This is a genomic window from Oscillibacter sp. PC13 (genome assembly GCF_900115635.1).
Lineage (GTDB): Bacteria > Bacillota > Clostridia > Oscillospirales > Oscillospiraceae > Oscillibacter.
In genome coordinates, this window is record NZ_FOXE01000002.1 from 143516 (window position 1) to 162990 (window position 19475).

The following is a 19475-nucleotide window of genomic DNA, read 5'->3' on the forward strand; positions in this document are numbered from 1 at the left end:
TTCTCCGGCATCAAATCAGTTGTTTTCTTCATCGGCCAGGTGGAGGCCCATCATCGCCAGCTTGTTGATGACTTCCTCCAGTGACTTGCGGCCCAAGTTACGAACCTTCATCATTTCATCTTCCGTCTTGGAGATCAAATCCTCAACGGTATTGATGTTGGCGCGCTTCAGGCAGTTGAAACTGCGGACCGAGAGATCCAGTTCCTCAATGGTCAACTCCAGTACCTTGTCCCGCTGGGCTTCCGCCTTCTCCACCACAGTCGGCTTACTGCCTACATTTTCAGAGAGATCCGTGAACAGGGTGAAATGGTCGCACAAAATCTTGGCGCCCAAGGAAACAGCGTCCCGGGCAGAGATGGTCCCGTCGGTCCAAACCTCCAGTGTCAGCTTGTCAAAGTCACTGGACGTTCCCACACGGGTAGGCTCCACCGTGTAATTCACCTTGTATACCGGGGTATAAATGGAGTCCACAGCAATGGTACCGATGACATTCTGCTGGGGCTTGTTGCGGTCTGCAGGCACATAGCCCCGGCCATGGGATAGGGTGATCTCCATATTGAGGGTGGCGCCATTGTCCAAGGTGGCAATGTGCAGGTCAGGGTTTAATACTTCCACCTCACCGTCGGCCTTGATATCACCGGCAGTAACCTCACAGGGACCAACCGCTTCGATATAGACCGTTTTTACGGTCTCGCTGTGCAGTTTCGTCAGGAGGCCCTTCACATTCAAGACGATCTCCGTCACATCTTCTTTCACACCGGGAATGGTGGAAAACTCATGCTGAACACCGGCGATCTTGATAGTGGTCGGTGCGGTGCCGGGCAGAGAGGAAAGCATAATGCGGCGAAGCGCATTGCCCAGAGTCGTGCCATAGCCACGTTCCAGGGGCTCTACTACGTACTTGCCGTAAGTAGCGTCACCCGGGGTCTCGATACACTCAATCTGGGGCTTTTCAATTTCGATCATGCAGTTACCCTCCTTCATCTTCTTGTCGCGGCTATACAAAACTGCATGCCGCCGAATGTTCCTGTCATCCTCGAGGGTATCCTCCGCTTACTTGGAGTACAACTCAACGATCAGGTGCTCCTCAACGGGAGTATCGATCTCCTCGCGGACGGGAAGGCGGGTCACAGTACCCTTCAAAGTGTTCTTCTCACGCTCCAGCCAAGGGGGCAGCAGGAACATGGGCGCATCCTGGCCAACCAAGCGCTTGAACACCTCAGAGGAACGGCTGCTCTCAGCCACTTCAATGACATCTCCGGCCTTTACCAGATAAGAAGGAATGTTCACCTTCTTGCCGTTGACCGTGAAGTGGGCATGGGATACCAGCTGACGCGCCTGACGGCGGGTCATGGCGAAGCCCAGACGGTATACCACGTTGTCCAGACGGCGCTCGACCGTGATTAGCAGGTTATCGCCGGTCTTACCGGGAGCGGCAGCGGCTGTCTCATAATAAGAGTGGAACTGCTTTTCCAGAATGCCATAGATAAACTTGACCTTCTGCTTTTCGTTCAGCTGGATGCCATATTCGCTCTTCTTCTTTCTCATCTGACCGCCGGGATTGCGATTGGTATTCTTTTTCGCATAGCCCATTTCGGCAGGAGAAATACCCAAAGCCTTGCAGCGCTTGGTAATCGGCTGCATATTCTTTGCCATATTGCTTGTTACCTCCTCTTTCGATTAGACGCGACGACGCTTGGGGGGACGGCAGCCATTGTGGGGGATGGGAGTGACGTCCTTAATCATGGTCACTTCCAGGCCCACTGCCTGCAGGGCGCGGATAGCGGCCTCGCGGCCCTGACCGGGACCCTTCACGAAGACTTCAACCGTCTTCAGGCCATGCTCCATAGCTGCGCGGGCGGCCGTCTCAGCAGCGGTCTGTGCCGCGAAGGGCGTGGACTTCTTGCTGCCGCGGAAACCCAAGCCACCGGAGGAAGCCCAGGAAAGGGCGTTACCCTGGCTGTCGGTAACAGTTACCATGGTGTTGTTGAAAGAAGAGCGGATGTGGACCTGGCCACGTTCAACGTTCTTCTTCTCACGGCGGCGGCGAATGACTTTCTTACCGCCGGATGCTTTTGCAGTTGCCATACCTGATCTCCCTCCTTACTTCTTCTTGTTCGCAATGGTCTTCTTGGGACCTTTGCGGGTACGTGCGTTCGTCTTGCTGCGCTGGCCGCGGACAGGCAGTCCTCTGCGGTGCCGGATGCCGCGATAGCAGCCGATCTCAGTCAGCCGCTTGATGTCCAGAGCAGTCTGGCGGCGCAGGTCGCCTTCAACGGTATAGGCGTCGATGGCGTCACGGAGCTTCTGCTCCTCAGCGTCGCTCAGGTCCTTGACGCGGGTGTCGGGGTTAATGCCCGTCTGCGCCAGGATGTCCTTGGCGCTCTTTCTGCCAATGCCGTAGATATAGGTGAGGCCGATCTCGATACGCTTATCCTTCGGCAGGTCAATACCGGCAATACGTGCCATACTCTTAAAGCACCTCCAATTAAATGTTAGCCCTGTCTCTGCTTATGCTTGGGGTTCTCGCAAATGACCATGACACGGCCTTTGCGGCGAATAACCTTGCACTTTTCGCACATGGGCTTCACGGACGGTCTTACTTTCATAGTTCGTAACCATTCCTTTCAGCGGTTTGTGTCATTTACTATTCGCCCGGCGCCTACTTGCTGCGCCAGGTGATCCGGCCGCGGGTCAGGTCGTACGGGGACATCTCCACCGTCACCTTGTCGCCGGGCAGAATCCTGATGAAATTCATTCTGAGTTTTCCGGAAATATGTGCCAAAATCGTGTGTCCATTTCCAATGTCCACCTGGAACGTGGTGTTGGGCAGGGCTTCCACCACAACGCCTTCCACTTCAATCATGTCGGATTTTGCCAAACGTTATCCCTCCTGGTCCGGATGAACCTCCTCGCGATACGCCGCGAGGGTCCTGCGAAGCTCACTGTTTGTGATTTTCGCGTCGCCTTTAATTTTTTCAGAGAGGCGGGTGTCTTCCGCTGCCACAAACAGCACATGTCTGCGCTTTTTGCGCTTGGGAGTTTCCACCTTTCGTCCCTTTCCGTCCGCCAACAGGAGATATTCGCCTTCCACCGCAAGAACGACGAAAAGCTTTCCCTTATCTCTGCCGGCATCGGATCGGACAATATTTGATTTTGCAATTTCCATACGCTTCTTCTTATATGGCGGGAGCCGTCAGAATCTCGGGCTCGCCGTCTGTAATCAGGATCGTATTCTCATAGTGTGCCGCCCATTTGCCGTCCAGTGTCTTGACGGTCCAGCCGTCACTCATCTGCTGGATAGCCGCCGAGCCGGCATTCACCATCGGTTCAATTGCAAGGGTCATGCCCCGGAGAAGCCGCGGTCCCCGGCCGGGATGGCCGTAGTTTGGAATCTCCGGAGATTCGTGCATCTGGGCGCCGACCCCGTGGCCGACATACTCGCGGACAATGGAATATCCGTGACTTTCCACGTATTCCTGAATTGCCGCAGAAATATCCAGAAGCCGATGTCCTTCCTTTGCAAACTGAATTCCTTCAAAAAAGCTCTGCCTGGTCACATCAATCAAGTCCTGAGCCTCCGGAGAAATTCTGCCGCAGGGGAAAGTTGCGGCACAGTCGCCGTGAACCCCTCCAATGTAGGCACCGACATCTACGCTGACGATATCACCCTCAGCAAGCACCCGTTTGCCAGGGATGCCATGAATGATCTCATCGTTGACGCTGATGCAGGCGCTGGCCGGATAGCCATTGTAATGCAGGAAGGATGGGACTGCGCCCTGTTTACGGATAAAATGCTCCACTGCGCTGTCGATCTCCTGGGTTGTTACGCCGGGCCTTACCATTTCCCCTGCCAAGGCACGGGCAGCCGCGGTAATTTTCCCGGCCCGGCGCATCAGTTCGATCTCGTGGGAGGATTTGAGCGTAATCATGCTCTCATCTCCCCAGCGCATGCAGAATCGCCTGGGAGGTCTCTGCCACAGAGGACTGATTCTCCACAGACTTCAGGAGTCCCCGCTGGGCATAGAAATCCTTCAGCGGTTCCGTCTCCTTATGATAGACCTCAAGACGCGCTTTCACGGTCTCGGGGGCATCATCTTTACGCTGGACAAGCTTGCCGCCGCAGCTGTCGCACACGCCTTCCTGCTTGGGGGGAACAGCTACCACATGGTAACTGGATCCGCAGGCTTCGCAGACGCGGCGTCCACTCATGCGCTCCATGATAGTCTCGTCAGAGATCTCAATGGAAACAACAGCGTCAAACACAATTCCGGCCTTCTCCATGGCTTCAGCCTGAGCGATGGTGCGGGGCACCCCGTCCAGAATATATCCGTTTTTGCAGTCCTCTTCCGCCAGTCGCTCGGTGATGATACCGATGATGACCTCATCGGGCACCAGCTTGCCTGCGTCCATAAAGCTCTTGGCTTTCAGGCCCGTAGGCGTACCGTTTTTGATGGCAGCGCGGAGAATATTGCCAGTGGAGATGGTAGGAATACTCAACTCTTTGCAAAGGATCTCAGCCTGAGTTCCCTTGCCGGCGCCTGGGGCGCCCAACAGAATCAGTTTCATACGAAACGCCTTCCTCTTATTCCAGGAAACCCTTATACTGACGCATCAGCATTTGGGATTCCAAAGCCTTCACCGTCTCCAGGGCAACGCCCACGACGATGATGACGGACGTGCCGCCGATGGACAGGGCCGGATTGTCAACGAACTTGCCCACAATCAGCGGGCAGATCGCCACAATGCCCAGATAGATGGCACCAAACAAGGTGATCTTATTCAGCACCCGCTTGATGAAATCCACAGTGGGCTTGCCGGGACGGAAGCCCGGAATAAAGCCACCCTGCTTTTTCAGGTTATTTGCAATCTCCACGGGATTAAACTGGATGGTGGAGTAGAAATAACTAAAGCCAATGATCATGATGAAGTACACCACCATATAGATGAAGGACTTGGTATCAATGGCATCATAGATGGACCGGGAAACCGTTCCCTCTGCCGGAATGCCGATGAAGCTCCAGATGGTGATGGGCAGGGATGCAATGCTCTGGGCAAAGATGACCGGCAGGACGCCGGACATATTCACCTTCATGGGCAGATGCGTGCTCTGGCCGCCATACATCTTCCGGCCAACCTGGCGCTTTGCATACTGAACGGGAATCCGGCGCTCAGCATCGTTGATGAATACGATGAAGATAATAAGTGCCAGTCCACCCACCAGCAGCAGAGCAATCCAAAGCCAGTTGACAGCCGCTTCCATGCCGAAAGCAATTCCAGCGGAAACCATGTTGGGGACACGGGACAAAATGCCGGCGAACAGGATAATGGAAATACCATTCCCTACACCGAACTCTGTCACCTGCTCGCCCATCCACATGACGAAGGAAGAGCCTGCCACGAAGGAAACAATAATCACCAAGGCGTGCCAGATGGTAGGATCGCTTACAGCCAACAGATTGTAGCGCTGCATCATCATATAGTAGCCGAAGCCCTGCAGGACAGCAATGCCCACGGTCGTGTAGCGGGTGATGGACTGAATTTTCTTCTTGCCCTCTTCCCCGCCGTCCTTTGCCAGCCGCTCCAAGGCAGGAATGGCAATGGTCAGCAGTTGGATGATGATGGAGCTGTTGATATAGGGCTGAATGCTCAGTGCAAAGACCGTCGCGGTTGCAAATGCGCCGCCGCTCATGACATTATACAGGCCCAGGATCGTGGCACCCATCGCCTCCAGCTGTGCTTCCAGCGCTTGTACGTTCACGTAGGGGACCGTAATTGCGTTGCCGATTCGGAAAATCAGCAGAATGAGGAGTGTAAAAATGATCTTCTTCCGCAGCTCGGGGATTCCCCACGCCTTGCGAATCGTTTGGATCACGTTACATCACCTCTGCCTTTCCGCCAGCTGCCTCGATGGCCTCTTTGGCAGACGCGGAGAAAGCAGAAGCCTTGACAGTGACCTTCTTGGAAACCTTGCCGTTACCCAGAACCTTAAAGCCATACTCACATTTGGAAAGAATTCCCTTTTCCAGCAGTGCCTCGGCTGTAACGGTCTCGCCGTCCTCAAATGCATTCAGGGCGCTCAGGTTGACAATCTCCATGGGCTTTGCAAAGATGTTGTTGAAGCCGCGCTTCGGGATACGGCGGGCCAAAGGCATCTGGCCGCCTTCAAAGCCGATACGGACCTTACCACCGGAACGGGCCTTCTGGCCCTTATGGCCGCGGCCGCCGGTCTTACCATTGCCGGAACCAGCGCCCCGGCCCTTGCGGTATGCCTGGCGGACAGAGCCCTCGGCGGGAGACAGTTCGCTCAATTTCATTATTCGTGCCTCCTTACTTCACTTCGGTCACCTGCAGCAGATAGCCAATCTTGGCAATCTTGCCGCGGGTTTGATCGTTGTCGGGCTGCACGGTGATGTCACCAATCTTGCGCAGGCCCAGGGAATTGGCCGTAGCAACCTGCTTCTCCAGACGGCCATTCAGGCTCTTGACGAGCTTAATATTTAAGTTTGCCATGTTTTGCGCCTCCTTAACCCACGATCTCTTCGACGCTCTTGCCGCGAATCCGGGCCACAGCCTCAGGACCGCGCATGGACTTCAAGCCCACGAAAGCAGCAGCGACGACATTGTTAGGGTTGTTGGAACGCAGGCACTTGGTACGAATGTCCTTAATACCTGCGGCCTCGACGACGGCACGGACAGCACCGCCAGCAATCACTCCGGTACCGGGAGCAGCGGGCTTCATCAGCACGCGACCGGCGCCGGCCTCACCGATGGTCTCATGGGGAATGGTGCTCCCGGAGAGCGTCACGGTGATCATGTTTTTCTTGGCAGCCTCGATACCCTTGCGGATGGCCTCGGGAACTTCCGCGGCCTTACCCAGGCCGTAGCCCACCTTACCCTTACCGTCACCCACGACGACCAGGGCAGAGAATTTCATCACGCGGCCGCCCTTGACAGTCTTGGAAACACGGTTCAAGGACACAACTTTCTCAATATACTCGCTCTGTTCTCTTTCAAATCTAGGCATTTTGTTGTTCCTCCCTCCGATTAAAACTTCAGACCGCCCTCACGGGCGCCCTCGGCCAGTGCCTGCACGCGGCCGTGGTACAGGTAGCCGCCGCGGTCAAAAACCACGTTCTCGATACCCTTGGCCTTGGCGCGTTCAGCCACCAGCTTGCCAACGGCGGTAGCAGCAGCGATATTGCCGCCGTATCCCTCGATGGCCTTATCCAGAGAGGAAGCGGAAACCAGTGTTACACCATTGACATCATCGATGACCTGGGCGTAGATGTTGGCTTCGCTGCGGAACACATTCAGACGCGGCATCTCGGGAGTGCCGGAGATCTTGGCGCGCACTCTCTTATGGCGCTTCAGGCGCTGGGCATTGGTATTCGGTCTCTTAATCATATCGGCACACCTCCTTACTTCTTGGCGCCGGTCTTACCGACCTTACGGCGGATGACCTCGTCAGCATACTTGATGCCCTTACCCTTATAGGGCTCGGGGGGACGCTTCTCGCGGACTTCTGCGGCAAACTGGCCCACAGCCTGCTTGTCGCAGCCGTTAATCACGATTTTATTGGGAGCTGGGACATCAATGGTGATGCCCTCAATCTCAGAAACGATCACCTGATGAGAGAAGCCCAGGTTCATAACCAGGTTCTTGCCCTCCTTCGCCACACGATAGCCGACACCATTGACCTCCAGCTCCTTCTTGAAGCCATCGGTCACACCGACAACCATATTATGAAGAAGTGTACGGGTCAGGCCGTGCAGGCTGCGATGCAGCTTGTCGTCGGAAGGACGGTCCACGGTGATCGTAGTGCCTTCCTGCTTAATAATCATCTCGGGGCGCAGTGCACGAGTCAGCTCGCCCTTGGGTCCCTTCACGGTAACCACATTACCCTCGGCGATGGAAACGGTCACGCCGGCGGGAACGGTAATGGGCATTCTGCCAATTCTAGACATTGTTCAAATACCCTCCTTACCAGACAAATGCCAGGACTTCACCGCCGACATGCAGCTCGCGGGCTTTCTTGTCGGTCATGACGCCCTTGGACGTAGAGATGATGGCGATACCCAAGCCACGCAGCACGCGGGGCAGCTCATCGGCACCCACATAGACGCGCAGGCCAGGCTTACTTACGCGGCGCAGGCCAGTGATGACCTTTTCCTTGCCCGCGTTGTACTTCAAGGTAATGTGGATCATGCCCTGCAGGCCGTCTTCCACCACCTGGAAGTTTTTGATATAGCCCTCATCCAGCAGAATCTGAGCAATGCTCTTTTTCATGTTGGAAGCGGGAACATCAACGGTTTCGTGCTTCGCACTGTTGGCATTGCGGATACGGGTCAGCATATCCGCAACCGGATCGGTGATATGCATAAATAAATTCCTCCTATTTTAGAGTTGCGGTTCCAGAGAAACCGCTCCGGCAGCGAGGTATCATGGCCAATGGAGCAGTCCGCTCGCGCGTGGTGCCCAATTGGTCATGACCTTTCGCCATCCGTTTATCCAAGGGCCCATATCAAAGCCCACGGGTACAAAAATGATTTGGCGCAGGGCTTTCCTCAGAAGGAAGCCTTTCTCACACCGGGGATCTCGCCCTTGTAAGCCAGCTCACGGAAGCAGATACGGCACACGCCGTAGTCCCGCAGGTAGGCATGGGGACGGCCGCAGAGCTTGCAGCGGTTGTACTTCCGGGAAGAGAACTTCGCGGGAGCCTGCTGCTTCAAAATCATGGATTTCTTAGCCATTTTGTTCTCTCCTCCTTATTTCGCGAAGGGAGCGCCGACCTGCTGCAGCAGGGCACGGGCCTCTTCATCGGTTTTTGCAGTGGTGCAAATCACCACATCCATACCACGGATCTTGTCGATCTTGTCGTACTCGATCTCAGGGAAGATCAGCTGTTCCTTGATGCCCAGGGCATAGTTGCCGCGGCCGTCAAAGGAATTGGGGTTGATGCCCTGGAAGTCACGGACGCGGGGCAGAGCCACATTGAACAGGCGGTCCAGGAACTCCCACATCTTGGCGCCGCGAAGGGTAACCTTCGCGCCGATGGGCATCTCCTCACGGAGCTTAAAGTTTGCGATGGACTTGCGGGCCTTGGTAATGATGGGCTTCTGGCCGGTAATCTTGGACAGGTCGCCGACAACATTCTCCAGGACCTTGGAGTTCTCGCGGGCTTCACCACAGCCCACATTGACAACAACCTTGTCAATCTTGGGAATCTGCATGACGCTCTTGTAGCCGAACTGCTTCATCAGGGCGGGAGCGACTTCGGCGGTATACTTTTCTTTCAGTCTAGCCATTGGTCAGCTCTCCTTTCTCACAGTTCAGCGCCGCAGTGCTTGCACACGCGGGTCTTCTTACCGTCGGCCACATTGTGGGCGACACGGGTGCCCTTGCCGCACTTGGGGCAAACCACCTGCACCTTGCAGGAGGCAATGGCAGCTTCGCGCTTGACGATGCCGCCCTCCTCGCCCTGACGGCGGGGCTTCACGTGGCAGGTCACCATATTGATGCCCTCCACGACGACCTTGCTGGAGCCGGGAACGGTGCCAAGCACCTTGCCCTGCTTACCCTTGTCCTTGCCGGACAGGACGACAACGGTATCGCCCTTCTTGATATTCATAGCCATTTCGTTGCCCTCCTCAAATCACTTCGGGGGCGAGGGACAGGATTTTCATGTAATCCTTGTCGCGCAGCTCACGAGCCACCGGCCCAAAGATACGGGTACCTCTGGGGTTCTTGTCGTCCTTAATCAGGACGGCGGCGTTGTCATCGAAGCGGACATAGGTGCCGTCCGCGCGGCGGACGCCCTTTGCGCTGCGGACGATGACGGCCTTGACGACCTCGCCCTTCTTCACGGTACCGCCGGGAGTGGACTTGCGGACGGAAGCCACGATCACATCACCGATGTTGCCGAACTTCCGGCTGGAACCGCCCAGGACCCGGATGCACTTAATCTCCTTGGCGCCGGTATTATCGGCGACTTTCAGAAAAGTTTCCTGCTGAATCATAACTCGGCACCTCCTTACTTCGCTTTTTCAATGATCTCGACCACGCGCCACCGCTTGTCCTTGGACAGAGGGCGGGTCTCCATCACCTTGACCTTATCGCCGATACCGCAGGCGTTCTGCTCGTCATGAGCCTTCAGCTTATAGGTGCGGCCAACGATCTTCTTATACAGGGGATGAGCCACGCGGTCCTCGATGGCGACAACCACGGTCTTATCCATCTTATCGGAAACGACCTTGCCAACACGGGTCTTCCGAGAGGAAGTTCTCTTCTCTTCGTTCATGTTCGATTACCTCCTTCTCACTGCTTGTCGGAAGCCGCAGAGAGCTCCGCCAGCACGGTCTTGACTCGGGCAATGTCGTGCTTGGTCTCCCGGATCTTCACAGGGTTATCCAGCTGATTGGTGGCATGCTGCATGCGCAGATAGAACAGGTCCTTCTTCAGGCCCGCCAGCTTTTCATTCAGCTGCTCAGGGGTCATCTTACGGATTTCACTTGCCTTCATCTTACTCACCTGCTTCCTCGGTGCGGGCGACGATCTTCGTCTTAATGGGCAGCTTGTGGCTGGCCAGACGCAGCGCCTCGCGGGCAACATCTTCGGGTACACCGGCGATCTCAAACATGACACGGCCGGGCTTTACGACAGCAACCCAGAACTCGGGGGAACCCTTACCGGAACCCATGCGGGTTTCAGCGGGCTTCTTGGTCACGGGCTTGTCGGGGAAAATCTTGATCCAGACCTGACCACCACGCTTGGTGTAACGGGTCATGGCAATACGGGCAGCCTCGATCTGATTGCTGGTGATCCAGGCGGGCTCAGTGGCGACCAGGCCAAACTCACCGTAGGCAAGCGTGTTGCCCCGGGTGGCCTTACCGGTCATACGGCCACGGTGAACGCGGCGATATTTGACTCTCTTCGGCAAAAGCATTACTGGGCTCCTCCTTCCTTAGGTGCCGTAGGGGCTGCGGGGGCAGCCGGGCGGGTGTTGGTATTGGGGCGGAAACCACCCTGGGGACGGCCCTGACCGCCGCGGTTGAAACCGCCCTGGCGGTCACGGTTGAAGCCACCCTGACGACGGTCACCGCCGAAGCCGCCCTGACGGCGGTCGCCATCCCGGCGGGGACGGCGCTCACGGCGCTCCTGATAGGGCTTGGAGGTGTCCATGGTGCGGGGAGTGGTGCGCAGGGTCTGAGAGAGAACCTCGCCCTTATAGATCCACACCTTCACACCGATGCGTCCAAAAGTAGTGGCAGCCTCAGCAAAGCCATACTCAATGTCGGCACGGATGGTCTGCAGAGGAATGGTGCCCTCGTGATAATGCTCCACGCCGGCGATTTCACGTCCGCCGAGACGGCCGGAGCAGCAGACTTTAATGCCCTTGGCACCAGCGCGCATGGCACGTGCCATGGAATTTTTCATGGCACGGCGATGGCTGATACGCTTCTCCAGCTGCTGGGCAATGTTCTCAGCAACCAGCTGGGCATTCATATCGGGGTTGCGGACCTCGACAATGTTCAGCTTCACCTTCTTGCCGATGAGCTTTTCAACGGCCAGACGGTACTGTTCAATCTGCTCGCCGCCCTTGCCGATGACCACACCGGGACGGGCGCAGTGCAGATAGATGGTGACGACTTCACTGCTCCGCTCGATCTCAATCTTGGGAACACCAGCGCCGTACAGGGCCTTCTTCAGGTATTTACGGATCTTTTGATCCTCGACGATCAAATCGCCGACTTTCTCATCACTGGCATACCAACGGGAATCCCAGTCTTTGATGACGCCCACGCGAAGACCGTGGGGATTTACTTTCTGTCCCATAAACTGTTCTCCTCCCTCTTATGCCTTTTCCGTCACAGCCAGGGTGACGTGAGAAGTTCTCTTATTGATGCGGTAGGCGCGGCCCTGAGCCCGGGGCATCATCCGCTTCAGGATGGGGCCGGGAGTGGCGAACACCTCGGACACCACCAGATTGGCGGGATCCATGCCAAAATTATTTTCGGCATTGGCGCAGGCGCTCTTCAAGAGCTTCATCAGAGGCTCAGAAGCGGCCTTAGGGGTCTGCATCAGGATCGCCATGGCAGTGCCGGCGTCCTTGCCGCGGATCAGATCACAAACGATCTGAATCTTGCGGGGAGCGATGCGGACATAGCGCAGATACGCTTTTGCTTCTTTCTTTTCCATGTTCTGCATCCTCCTTCAATTAAGAATCTTTCCGATGGCCGCGGAAGGTACGGGTGGGAGCGAACTCACCCAGCTTGTGGCCGACCATATCCTCCTGGACATAGACAGGCACATGCTTCCGGCCATCGTGGACAGCGATGGTGTGACCGACGAAGGCGGGGAAGATGGTGGAGCTGCGGCTCCAGGTCTTCAAAACCTTCTTTTCATTTTTAGCGTTCATTTCCTCGACCCGCTTCAGAAGCTCCGGGGCAACATACGGGCCTTTTTTAATGGATCTGCTCATATTGTCTTGCCTCCCTTACTTCTCGTTGCGACGCTTCACGATGAATTTGCTGGTGGGATTCTTGCCCTTGCGGGTCTTGTAGCCCATGGCGGGCTTACCCCAAGGAGTCACAGGGCCGGGACGGCCGACGGGCGCGCGGCCCTCGCCGCCGCCGTGGGGGTGATCGTTGGGGTTCATAACGCTGCCGCGGACGGTGGGACGCCAACCCATGTGGCGCTTCCGGCCGGCCTTGCCGATGTTGATGTTCTCATGCTCGATATTACCAACCTGACCGATGGTGGCCATGCAGTTGGTGCGCACGATACGCACCTCGCCGGAAGGCATACGGATCTGGGCATCGTTACCCTCTTTCGCCATCAGCTGGGCAGCAGTACCGGCGGAGCGCACCAGCTGGGCGCCGTTGCCGGGATGCAGCTCCACATTGTGAATCACCGTACCAACAGGGATGTTGGCGATGGGCAGTGCATTGCCGGGCAGGATGTCAGCGTCGGGACCGGTCATAATCTTGTGGCCGGCCTTCAGGCCAACAGGTGCCAGGATGTAGCGCTTCTCGCCGTCCTCATACTGAATGAGGGCGATGTTGGCGCTGCGGTTGGGATCATATTCCAAGCGGATGACAGTGGCAGATCCGACCTTATCGCGCTTGAAATCGATGATGCGGTACTTGCGCTTGCTGCCGCCGCCGCGGTGGCGGACGGTGATGCGGCCATAGCTGTTGCGGCCAGCAGACTTCTTCAGGGAAGTGGTCAGGCTGGGTTCTGGCTTAGCCTTTTTGTCAATGCCGTCGAAACCGGAGACTGTCATCTGACGTCTGGAGGGAGTCGTCGGCTTAAAAGTTTTGATAGACATATCGCTTTACTCTCCTTCCGTTATCAGACCATGCCTTCGAAGAACTCGATGGTCTTGGAATCAGCAGTCAGCTGAACATAGGCCTTTTTCCAGGCCCTGGTCATGCCGAGACGGCCGGTGCCCATGCGCTTTTCCTTGCCGCGCATGGTCAAGGTGTTGACAGACGCGACCTTCACACCGAAGATCTCCTCAACCGCCTTTTTGATTTCGATCTTGCCAGCATCCTTCGCAACCTCGAAGACATACTTCTTGTCGGCTGCGCCGGACATGGCGCGTTCGGTGATGATGGGGCGGATGATAATGTCGTATGCGGTAGCCATTATGCGTACACCTCCTCGATTTTTGCGAGGGCGTCCTTATCTGCCACCAGATACTGAGCGTTGATGATATCATATACGTTCAGGTTGTTGGCGGGAGTGGTCAGCACGCCGGGGATGTTCCGCGCGCTCTTGACGACAATTTCGTCAATAGCGGGGGTGACAACGACGGCCTTGCCGTCGCACTTGACAGCGTCCAGGAATTTGCGGAAGGCAGCGGTCTTGATGGCGTCCATGTGGATGGAGTCGATCACAATCAGCTTGCCCTCGGCAGCCTTGGCGGACAAGACAGACTTCAGCGCCAAGCGCTTGACCTTCTTGTTCAGCACATAGCTGTAATCCCGGGGCTTGGGGGCAAACACGATGCCGCCGTGGGTCCACTGGGGAGACCGGGTGCTGCCCTGGCGGGCGTGTCCGGTGCCCTTCTGTCTCCAGGGCTTCTTGCCGCCGCCGGAAACCTCGGCGCGGGTCAGGGCGCTCTGGGTGCCCTGTCTGCAGTTGGCGAGGTGGTTTTTGACAACCTCGTGGACGACGGTCTGGTTGGGCTCGATGCCGAAGATTGCGTCGTTCAGCTCCACAGTGCCGACGGTCTCGCCGGCCATGTTCAACACGTTCATAGAAGACATTACTTAAGCACCCCTTTCTTACTTGTTTCTGGCGGAAGCCTTCTGCGGGTTGCGGCCGGAAGCCTTCTGCGGGTTCTTGCTGATGTCAGCGCCGGCCTGCTTGATCTTGTGGACCTTGACCGTGCTCTTAATGGTGACCAGGCCGCCCTTGGGGCCGGGCACCGCGCCGCAGACCACCAGCATGTTCAGCTCGGGGTCAACCTTCACAACGCTCAGGTTCTGGACAGTGACCTGATCAACGCCCATGTGGCCGGCGCCATCGCGGCCCTTGAAGATACGGCCGGGATAGGTGCCTGCAGCCAGAGCGCCCTGATGACGGTGGACAGGGCCGCCGCCGTGGGTCATTCTCTTGATAGCCGCGCCGTGGCGCTTTACAACGCCCTGGAAGCCGTGGCCCTTGCTGGTACCGGTGACGTCGACGAAATCGCCGACTGCGAAGGTGTCAGCCTTGACAACATCGCCGATGTTCAGCTCGGCGGCGTTCTCCAGGTTGAATTCATGCAGATGCTTCTTGGGAGACACGCCGGCCTTGTTCAGGTGGCCCATCTCGGGTTTGGTGAGCTTGCGCTCGGCAACATCCTCAAAGCCGAGCTGGACAGCCTCGTAGCCTTCCTTTTCGGAAGTCTTCTTCTGGGTGACGACGCAGGGACCCGCCTCGATGACGGTGACGGGAATCACATGGCCGTTCTCGTCAAAAATCTGAGACATGCCCACTTTTTTGCCGATGATTGCTTTCATGTATGTTCCTCCTTAAAGGTTATTGGTCGGCTTAGATACACGCGAAAGGGTTTCCGCTGCATTGCTCTGCCGACATGACCCGTCCGCCCCGCAAGTTGGCGGACATGGGACAGCAAACTTCTTACCAAATCGTGCCCGCATTCATCGGGCAGCGGTTTGAGAACAATGGAATACCAGGAACCGCCTTACAGCTTGATCTCAATTTCCACGCCGGCGGGCAGCTCCAGGGCCATCAGGGCCTCCACCGTCTTGGGGGTGGACTTGGTGATGTCGATGAGGCGCTTGTGGGTGCGGCGCTCAAACTGTTCCCGGCTGTCCTTATACTTATGGACAGCCCGCAGGATGGTGACGATTTCCTTCTTGGTGGGCAGAGGGATGGGGCCGGAAACCTCGGCGCCGGTGCGCTTGGCGGTCTCGACAATCTTCTCTGCGCTCTGGTCGATGACCTGGTGGTCATAGGCCTTCAGACGGATGCGAATCATTTCTTTCTGTGCTGCCATGGTTGTTTCCTCCTGATTTCGTAGGTTGTTTTACACGCAGTCTCGACGACCTACGGCGAGAGAATTTTCTATACGCTTAACCGTGCGTATCATTCCAGCTCATGAAAAATACCGGCGCAAAAACGGCCGGTATCCAGACATGGCGCAGCGATCTACGCAACGTACAGATTCCTTCTCAGCCGCCCGATTATCGGACATACTCCCCGGAAGTTACCTCTTTCGAGCAATCTCCCGGTTCATCGCAGATTCGCGCAACAGGACAACTTCCTGCTTTCGCGGACTTATCTATCATAAAAGAAAATTCCTTGGATGTCAAGAGGATTTTCTCTGTTTTTCATGAATTTTTGAAGATTTTTTTGACAGAAGGAAATCCCTGCCAAAATTTCCAATTTTATGGTCATTCCCGTCCAAAAGAGGAGGGCAAACGCCCTCCTCTTTTCTCAATATGCCACGCCCCAATAAATGTCTGTCGTACATGTCTTTCCGCACACGGGGCATGTGCCCTCTTTGCCGCTTTGCACCAGCGGCATGCAGCGGGAGCTGACGCCGGCCTGCTCCTTCATGGCCATCTCGCACGCAAGATCTCCACACCACTTGGATCGCAGGAAACCGCCCTTGCCCTCGGCAATGGCCTTGGCTTCCGCGGGCGTCTTAATGTCAAAGGTATTGTCCTCACGGTTCTTCAGCGCCATCGCATACATGTTTTCATGGACTGCATCCAGCAGCCCGGCAGCCCTGGCCTCCAGTTCGGCCAGCGGCACAGATATCTTCTCGCCGGTATCCCGGCGGGCAATGACGCACTGTTCCTTTTCCATGTCCTTGGGTCCAATCTCCACCCGCAGGGGCACACCCTTCATCTCATACTCCGCAAACTTCCAGCCAGGAGAATTGTCAGAGTCGTCCATTTTGGCGCGGATGCCTGCCGCTGCCAGGCGATCCCGCAGCGCTGCGGCAGCATCCAAAACACCGGGCTTGTGGGATGCCACAGGAATCACCACCGCCTGGACAGGGGCAATACGGGGCGGCAGCACCAGACCGTTGTCATCTCCGTGGGTCATGATGATTCCGCCGATCATCCGGGTGGACACGCCCCAGCTGGTCTGATGGGGATGGTGCAGCTGGTTGTCTTTTCCGGTAAACGTGATATCAAACGCCTTGGCAAAGCCATCGCCGAAATAGTGGCTGGTGCCTGCCTGGAGCGCCTTGTGGTCATGCATCATGCACTCCACGGTATAGGTCTCCTCAGCGCCCTTGAACTTCTCTTTCTCCGTCTTGCGGCCCTTGATAACCGGCATAGCCAGGACATTTTCCATGAAATCCGCATAGATGTTCAGCATCCGCATCGTTTCTTCCCGGGCATCTTCGGCAGTGGCGTGCATGGTGTGGCCCTCCTGCCACAAAAACTCCCGGTGGCGCAGGAAGGGACGGGAGGTCTTCTCCCACCGCAGAACGCTGCACCACTGGTTGTACAGCTTGGGCAAATCACGCCAAGAGTGAATGATATTGGCGTAATGCTCGCAGAACAGGGTCTCGGATGTGGGACGCACACACAGGCGATCATCCAGTTTTTCGCTGCCGCCCATGGTAACCCAGGCACACTCCGGCGCAAACCCCTCTACATGATCTTTTTCTTTCTGAAGCAGAGACTCGGGAATCAGCACAGGCAGATACACGTTTTCGTGGCCCGTCTCCTTAAATTGCCGGTCCAGCTCCTTCTGAATATTTTCCCAAATGGCATAGCCATAGGGCCGGTAAATAAACATACCCTTTACAGAGGTGTAATCAATGAGCTCCGCCTTTTTGCACACGTCCGTGTACCACTGGGCAAAATCAACATCCCGGGCGGTAATGGCGTCTACTTGTCTTTTATCCTGTGCCATGATTCTCCATTCCTTTGCATCAAATTCAATCTATCATGTATCGCGCATGCTGTCGTCACTGAATTCTTATTGTATCCACTCCCATGAAAAATGTCAACCATCCATCCCGGCAGACCTTTTTGATCTATTTGTGCACGCTTAAAATTTCCGGCAATTTGGCCTCCTTGAAAAAGATCCCTTGCGATGATAAGCGGGAGCAATCACCGAATATCAGAATGCACCCCCGTAATTTAGAACCTTTGCAGAATCTCATCGTCAAGTCCTGAACTTCGGATAAAAGGAGCGGTTTCCACGCTCCCTTGACACATCTGTTTTTCTTTGGTACACTGAAAACAATTAAATATAAAAGAACCGTCGATGCGACAAGCATAGAAGGGCTTTTAAGTATTTTTACTGTGAGGTAAGCGATATGAAGAAAGCCGCTTCTATTTTTTTACGTGCGGAAATATATCCTCAGGATGTGGAACACCTGATCAAATGGATGAGCAATCCCCGGATTGTCCGGTATCTTCACGAGGATCCCGATGTCGTACGAGAACTTCAACGGCTTCTTGTGACGGTTCCGGCACCCATGTTGACTTTTCAGTTCAACCGCTGGGGCCGCTTTTTTATTGTCTGTGACCCCCAAGGCAGCGCCATCGGATTTGTGAAGATGAAATCCATGGCATCCCAGGGCACCTACGAAATTGTGTTCGTTATTGGGGAAGAGGGCCTCTGGGGAAACGGATATGGCAAGAATGCCATCCGTGCGGCCTTATCCACTGCCTTCTTTGAATGGCGGGCCAAAAAGGTTGTTGCAAAGATCTATGCAGGCAACGGCCGATCCATCCGCTCCGTGCAGTCCTGCGGCTTCAGTTGTGAGTACCACGAAGAGCCCCTGTTCCGTTACAGCATTACGATGGACGATTATCTGGATCGCCTGCGGGCATAGCTTTACGGAAGGCATGGGGATTTTCTGTTTTTTTCATGCTACCCGCAGCTGCGCAGCAATCAACTGTTTCTATTTTGTAACGACACAGCCCCGGCTTTCTGCTATGTTCGAGAAAAAGGAGGGAGCCTTATGAAGTGCGTTACCGCCCTGCTGGCATCCCTGCTGCTTCTCACCAGCTGCAGTGCGCCGCCGGAGGCAGCATCCAGTCTGGGTGCCGCGCAAAAAAGTAATGGTGCAGCAGTGCAGGCCGCCGTTACCTCAGAAGAAGAGGTCCGTGCTCTGTACGCAGCAGACACAAATAGCTACCGCGCCGTTCAGTCGGTCACGCCCTATGAGGGGGATTTCCTGGTCTGTCTGGGGGACAACGGCTATCCCACCCGCTTCGACTGGGTATATGGCGCCACCGGCATCCGCCGCCCCTTGGCCTTTGACTACGAAGGCGTGGTGCAGGTGGAGATCCTGGACACCGCCTCCATTCAGGCGCTGACGGACGGAGTCAGCACCATCAACGGCTACCGGAGCTTTCCTCACTGGGTCTATGCGGACCTGTCGGGTCTCTATGACGGGACCGGACAGACAGGAACGGACTACGATCCCTACGCTTGGCCGCCCACTGCCTATACGGAGCCATATTGGGCGGCGGTGACGGAGCCGCACTCCTTCGGCATGTTTGGCCGCAGGGAGGCAGTATCCTTCGCCCAAGTGGAATGCAGCGGCTTTGCTCTGTCCTTCGCGCCTCTGGCGGATGGCAGCGATTTCTCCTCTGCCTTCTGTGCGCCGCCGGGGACAGACATCGCCTATGATGCGCTCAGCCGCACTCTGACCGTCACCTGCCGCGACACCTTCCTGGACAGCGGTGAGCTGGATCCAGCCATGGCAGAGGCAGGCTACACTGCGGAATGGCTGCAGGAAAATAACTCCCTGTACCCGGAGGACTTCCCCTCCGGCTCCCTGGCCGGCAGCTGTCCCCTGGTGGAGTCTGCCGCCATTGCCCAAGTGGGAAATGATGCGGTGGTGACGCTGGTGCTGATGGCAACGGACGATCCCCTGTTCTACACTGTGGAAGAGGGATATCAAGGCCCTGCAGACACCGGGCCCTACTTCCGCCTGAAGCTGCGGGCAGGCAGCTGGTGACCCGGTGCTGTCTGCCATT

At 56.2% G+C, this 19475-nt stretch carries 34 protein-coding genes; 2 read left to right on the top strand and 32 right to left on the bottom strand.

The window, feature by feature from the left end; translation table 11 throughout:
• Positions 1–15 precede the first annotated feature (15 nt).
• The 32 genes from BMZ81_RS01620 to proS all read right to left on the bottom strand — a co-directional run bounded on the left by BMZ81_RS01620 (position 16) and on the right by proS (position 17391).
• Positions 16–966, bottom strand: coding sequence for a DNA-directed RNA polymerase subunit alpha (locus BMZ81_RS01620; protein ID WP_091127890.1), 951 nt, complete (start codon positions 964–966; stop codon positions 16–18).
• Positions 967–1053: 87 nt separating this feature from the next.
• Positions 1054–1656 carry a 30S ribosomal protein S4 gene (gene rpsD, locus BMZ81_RS01625; protein WP_091127891.1) on the bottom strand — a complete coding sequence of 201 codons (603 nt, stop codon included), beginning with the start codon at positions 1654–1656 and terminating at the stop codon, positions 1054–1056.
• 24 nt (positions 1657–1680) lie between these two features.
• Positions 1681–2088 (bottom strand): 30S ribosomal protein S11, encoded by a 408-nt coding sequence (gene rpsK / locus BMZ81_RS01630; RefSeq protein ID WP_091127892.1) that lies wholly within the window; start codon positions 2086–2088, stop codon positions 1681–1683.
• 15 nt (positions 2089–2103) lie between these two features.
• Positions 2104–2469 (bottom strand): 30S ribosomal protein S13, encoded by a 366-nt coding sequence (gene rpsM / locus BMZ81_RS01635; RefSeq protein WP_091127894.1) that lies wholly within the window; start codon positions 2467–2469, stop codon positions 2104–2106.
• A gap of 26 nt (positions 2470–2495) precedes the next feature.
• Positions 2496–2609 (bottom strand): 50S ribosomal protein L36, encoded by a 114-nt coding sequence (gene rpmJ, locus BMZ81_RS01640; RefSeq protein ID WP_014116882.1) that lies wholly within the window; start codon positions 2607–2609, stop codon positions 2496–2498.
• 53 nt (positions 2610–2662) lie between these two features.
• Complete coding sequence (gene infA, locus BMZ81_RS01645) at positions 2663–2881, bottom strand: translation initiation factor IF-1 (RefSeq protein WP_091127896.1); 219 nt, start codon at positions 2879–2881, stop codon at positions 2663–2665.
• Positions 2882–2884: 3 nt separating this feature from the next.
• The gene (locus tag BMZ81_RS01650; protein WP_091127897.1) at positions 2885–3169 is read right to left on the bottom strand and encodes a KOW domain-containing RNA-binding protein; all 285 of its coding nucleotides are present in this window, start codon (positions 3167–3169) and stop codon (positions 2885–2887) included.
• A gap of 10 nt (positions 3170–3179) precedes the next feature.
• Positions 3180–3932, bottom strand: coding sequence for a type I methionyl aminopeptidase (gene map / locus BMZ81_RS01655; RefSeq protein ID WP_091127899.1), 753 nt, complete (start codon positions 3930–3932; stop codon positions 3180–3182).
• A 4-nt stretch (positions 3933–3936) separates the two neighbouring features.
• A complete protein-coding gene (locus tag BMZ81_RS01660; protein WP_091127900.1) occupies positions 3937–4569 on the bottom strand; it encodes an adenylate kinase in 633 nt (210 codons plus the stop codon).
• 16 nt (positions 4570–4585) lie between these two features.
• A complete protein-coding gene (secY, locus tag BMZ81_RS01665) occupies positions 4586–5875 on the bottom strand; it encodes a preprotein translocase subunit SecY (RefSeq protein WP_091127902.1) in 1290 nt (429 codons plus the stop codon).
• 1 nt (position 5876) lies between these two features.
• Positions 5877–6317: a 50S ribosomal protein L15 gene (gene rplO, locus BMZ81_RS01670; protein WP_091127904.1), complete on the bottom strand. Its 441-nt coding sequence runs from the start codon at positions 6315–6317 to the stop codon at positions 5877–5879.
• Positions 6318–6330: 13 nt separating this feature from the next.
• Positions 6331–6513: a 50S ribosomal protein L30 gene (gene rpmD / locus BMZ81_RS01675; RefSeq protein ID WP_091127905.1), complete on the bottom strand. Its 183-nt coding sequence runs from the start codon at positions 6511–6513 to the stop codon at positions 6331–6333.
• 13 nt (positions 6514–6526) lie between these two features.
• Complete coding sequence (gene rpsE / locus BMZ81_RS01680) at positions 6527–7027, bottom strand: 30S ribosomal protein S5 (protein ID WP_022288803.1); 501 nt, start codon at positions 7025–7027, stop codon at positions 6527–6529.
• 20 nt (positions 7028–7047) lie between these two features.
• The gene (gene rplR, locus BMZ81_RS01685; protein WP_091127907.1) at positions 7048–7407 is read right to left on the bottom strand and encodes a 50S ribosomal protein L18; all 360 of its coding nucleotides are present in this window, start codon (positions 7405–7407) and stop codon (positions 7048–7050) included.
• A 14-nt stretch (positions 7408–7421) separates the two neighbouring features.
• Positions 7422–7967, bottom strand: coding sequence for a 50S ribosomal protein L6 (gene rplF, locus BMZ81_RS01690; protein WP_091127909.1), 546 nt, complete (start codon positions 7965–7967; stop codon positions 7422–7424).
• A gap of 16 nt (positions 7968–7983) precedes the next feature.
• Positions 7984–8382: a 30S ribosomal protein S8 gene (gene rpsH, locus BMZ81_RS01695; RefSeq protein WP_091127910.1), complete on the bottom strand. Its 399-nt coding sequence runs from the start codon at positions 8380–8382 to the stop codon at positions 7984–7986.
• Positions 8383–8567: 185 nt separating this feature from the next.
• Positions 8568–8753, bottom strand: coding sequence for a type Z 30S ribosomal protein S14 (locus tag BMZ81_RS01700; protein ID WP_091127912.1), 186 nt, complete (start codon positions 8751–8753; stop codon positions 8568–8570).
• Between the two features lie 15 nt (positions 8754–8768).
• Positions 8769–9308 carry a 50S ribosomal protein L5 gene (rplE, locus tag BMZ81_RS01705; RefSeq protein ID WP_091127913.1) on the bottom strand — a complete coding sequence of 180 codons (540 nt, stop codon included), beginning with the start codon at positions 9306–9308 and terminating at the stop codon, positions 8769–8771.
• A gap of 17 nt (positions 9309–9325) precedes the next feature.
• Positions 9326–9631 (bottom strand): 50S ribosomal protein L24, encoded by a 306-nt coding sequence (rplX, locus tag BMZ81_RS01710; RefSeq protein ID WP_091127997.1) that lies wholly within the window; start codon positions 9629–9631, stop codon positions 9326–9328.
• Between the two features lie 19 nt (positions 9632–9650).
• Entirely contained in the window at positions 9651–10019 is a 369-nt protein-coding gene (rplN, locus tag BMZ81_RS01715; protein WP_091127915.1) for a 50S ribosomal protein L14, read from the bottom strand.
• Positions 10020–10033: 14 nt separating this feature from the next.
• Entirely contained in the window at positions 10034–10300 is a 267-nt protein-coding gene (rpsQ, locus tag BMZ81_RS01720; RefSeq protein ID WP_091127917.1) for a 30S ribosomal protein S17, read from the bottom strand.
• 17 nt (positions 10301–10317) lie between these two features.
• A complete protein-coding gene (rpmC, locus tag BMZ81_RS01725) occupies positions 10318–10521 on the bottom strand; it encodes a 50S ribosomal protein L29 (protein WP_091127918.1) in 204 nt (67 codons plus the stop codon).
• A 1-nt stretch (position 10522) separates the two neighbouring features.
• The gene (rplP, locus tag BMZ81_RS01730; RefSeq protein ID WP_091127920.1) at positions 10523–10945 is read right to left on the bottom strand and encodes a 50S ribosomal protein L16; all 423 of its coding nucleotides are present in this window, start codon (positions 10943–10945) and stop codon (positions 10523–10525) included.
• Positions 10945–11835, bottom strand: coding sequence for a 30S ribosomal protein S3 (gene rpsC / locus BMZ81_RS01735; protein WP_091127921.1), 891 nt, complete (start codon positions 11833–11835; stop codon positions 10945–10947). The genes rplP and rpsC overlap by 1 nt, the downstream gene beginning before the upstream one ends.
• An 18-nt stretch (positions 11836–11853) precedes the next feature.
• Positions 11854–12198: a 50S ribosomal protein L22 gene (rplV, locus tag BMZ81_RS01740; protein WP_091127923.1), complete on the bottom strand. Its 345-nt coding sequence runs from the start codon at positions 12196–12198 to the stop codon at positions 11854–11856.
• Positions 12199–12217: 19 nt separating this feature from the next.
• Positions 12218–12481 (bottom strand): 30S ribosomal protein S19, encoded by a 264-nt coding sequence (gene rpsS, locus BMZ81_RS01745; RefSeq protein ID WP_091127924.1) that lies wholly within the window; start codon positions 12479–12481, stop codon positions 12218–12220.
• A 15-nt stretch (positions 12482–12496) separates the two neighbouring features.
• Positions 12497–13330, bottom strand: a complete 834-nt coding sequence (gene rplB / locus BMZ81_RS01750) for a 50S ribosomal protein L2 (RefSeq protein ID WP_091127926.1) — start codon at positions 13328–13330, stop codon at positions 12497–12499.
• A gap of 23 nt (positions 13331–13353) precedes the next feature.
• Positions 13354–13650 (bottom strand): 50S ribosomal protein L23, encoded by a 297-nt coding sequence (gene rplW, locus BMZ81_RS01755; protein ID WP_091127927.1) that lies wholly within the window; start codon positions 13648–13650, stop codon positions 13354–13356.
• Positions 13650–14273, bottom strand: coding sequence for a 50S ribosomal protein L4 (gene rplD, locus BMZ81_RS01760; protein ID WP_091127929.1), 624 nt, complete (start codon positions 14271–14273; stop codon positions 13650–13652). Before rplD ends, rplW begins: the two co-directional genes overlap by 1 nt.
• 18 nt (positions 14274–14291) lie before the next feature.
• On the bottom strand, positions 14292–15011 hold the full coding sequence (gene rplC, locus BMZ81_RS01765; RefSeq protein ID WP_091127930.1) for a 50S ribosomal protein L3: 720 nt from the start codon (positions 15009–15011) through the stop codon (positions 14292–14294).
• Positions 15012–15196: 185 nt separating this feature from the next.
• Complete coding sequence (gene rpsJ, locus BMZ81_RS01770; RefSeq protein WP_091127932.1) at positions 15197–15511, bottom strand: 30S ribosomal protein S10; 315 nt, start codon at positions 15509–15511, stop codon at positions 15197–15199.
• A gap of 440 nt (positions 15512–15951) precedes the next feature.
• The gene (gene proS, locus BMZ81_RS01775; RefSeq protein WP_091127935.1) at positions 15952–17391 is read right to left on the bottom strand and encodes a proline--tRNA ligase; all 1440 of its coding nucleotides are present in this window, start codon (positions 17389–17391) and stop codon (positions 15952–15954) included.
• Positions 17392–17851: 460 nt separating this feature from the next.
• On the opposite strand from proS, the gene BMZ81_RS01780 reads away from it, so the two are divergent.
• Positions 17852–18322, top strand: coding sequence for a GNAT family N-acetyltransferase (locus BMZ81_RS01780; RefSeq protein ID WP_177187154.1), 471 nt, complete (start codon positions 17852–17854; stop codon positions 18320–18322).
• A 129-nt stretch (positions 18323–18451) separates the two neighbouring features.
• Positions 18452–19456, top strand: a complete 1005-nt coding sequence (locus BMZ81_RS01785) for a hypothetical protein (RefSeq protein ID WP_091127939.1) — start codon at positions 18452–18454, stop codon at positions 19454–19456.
• The last annotated feature ends 19 nt before the right edge of the window (positions 19457–19475 follow it).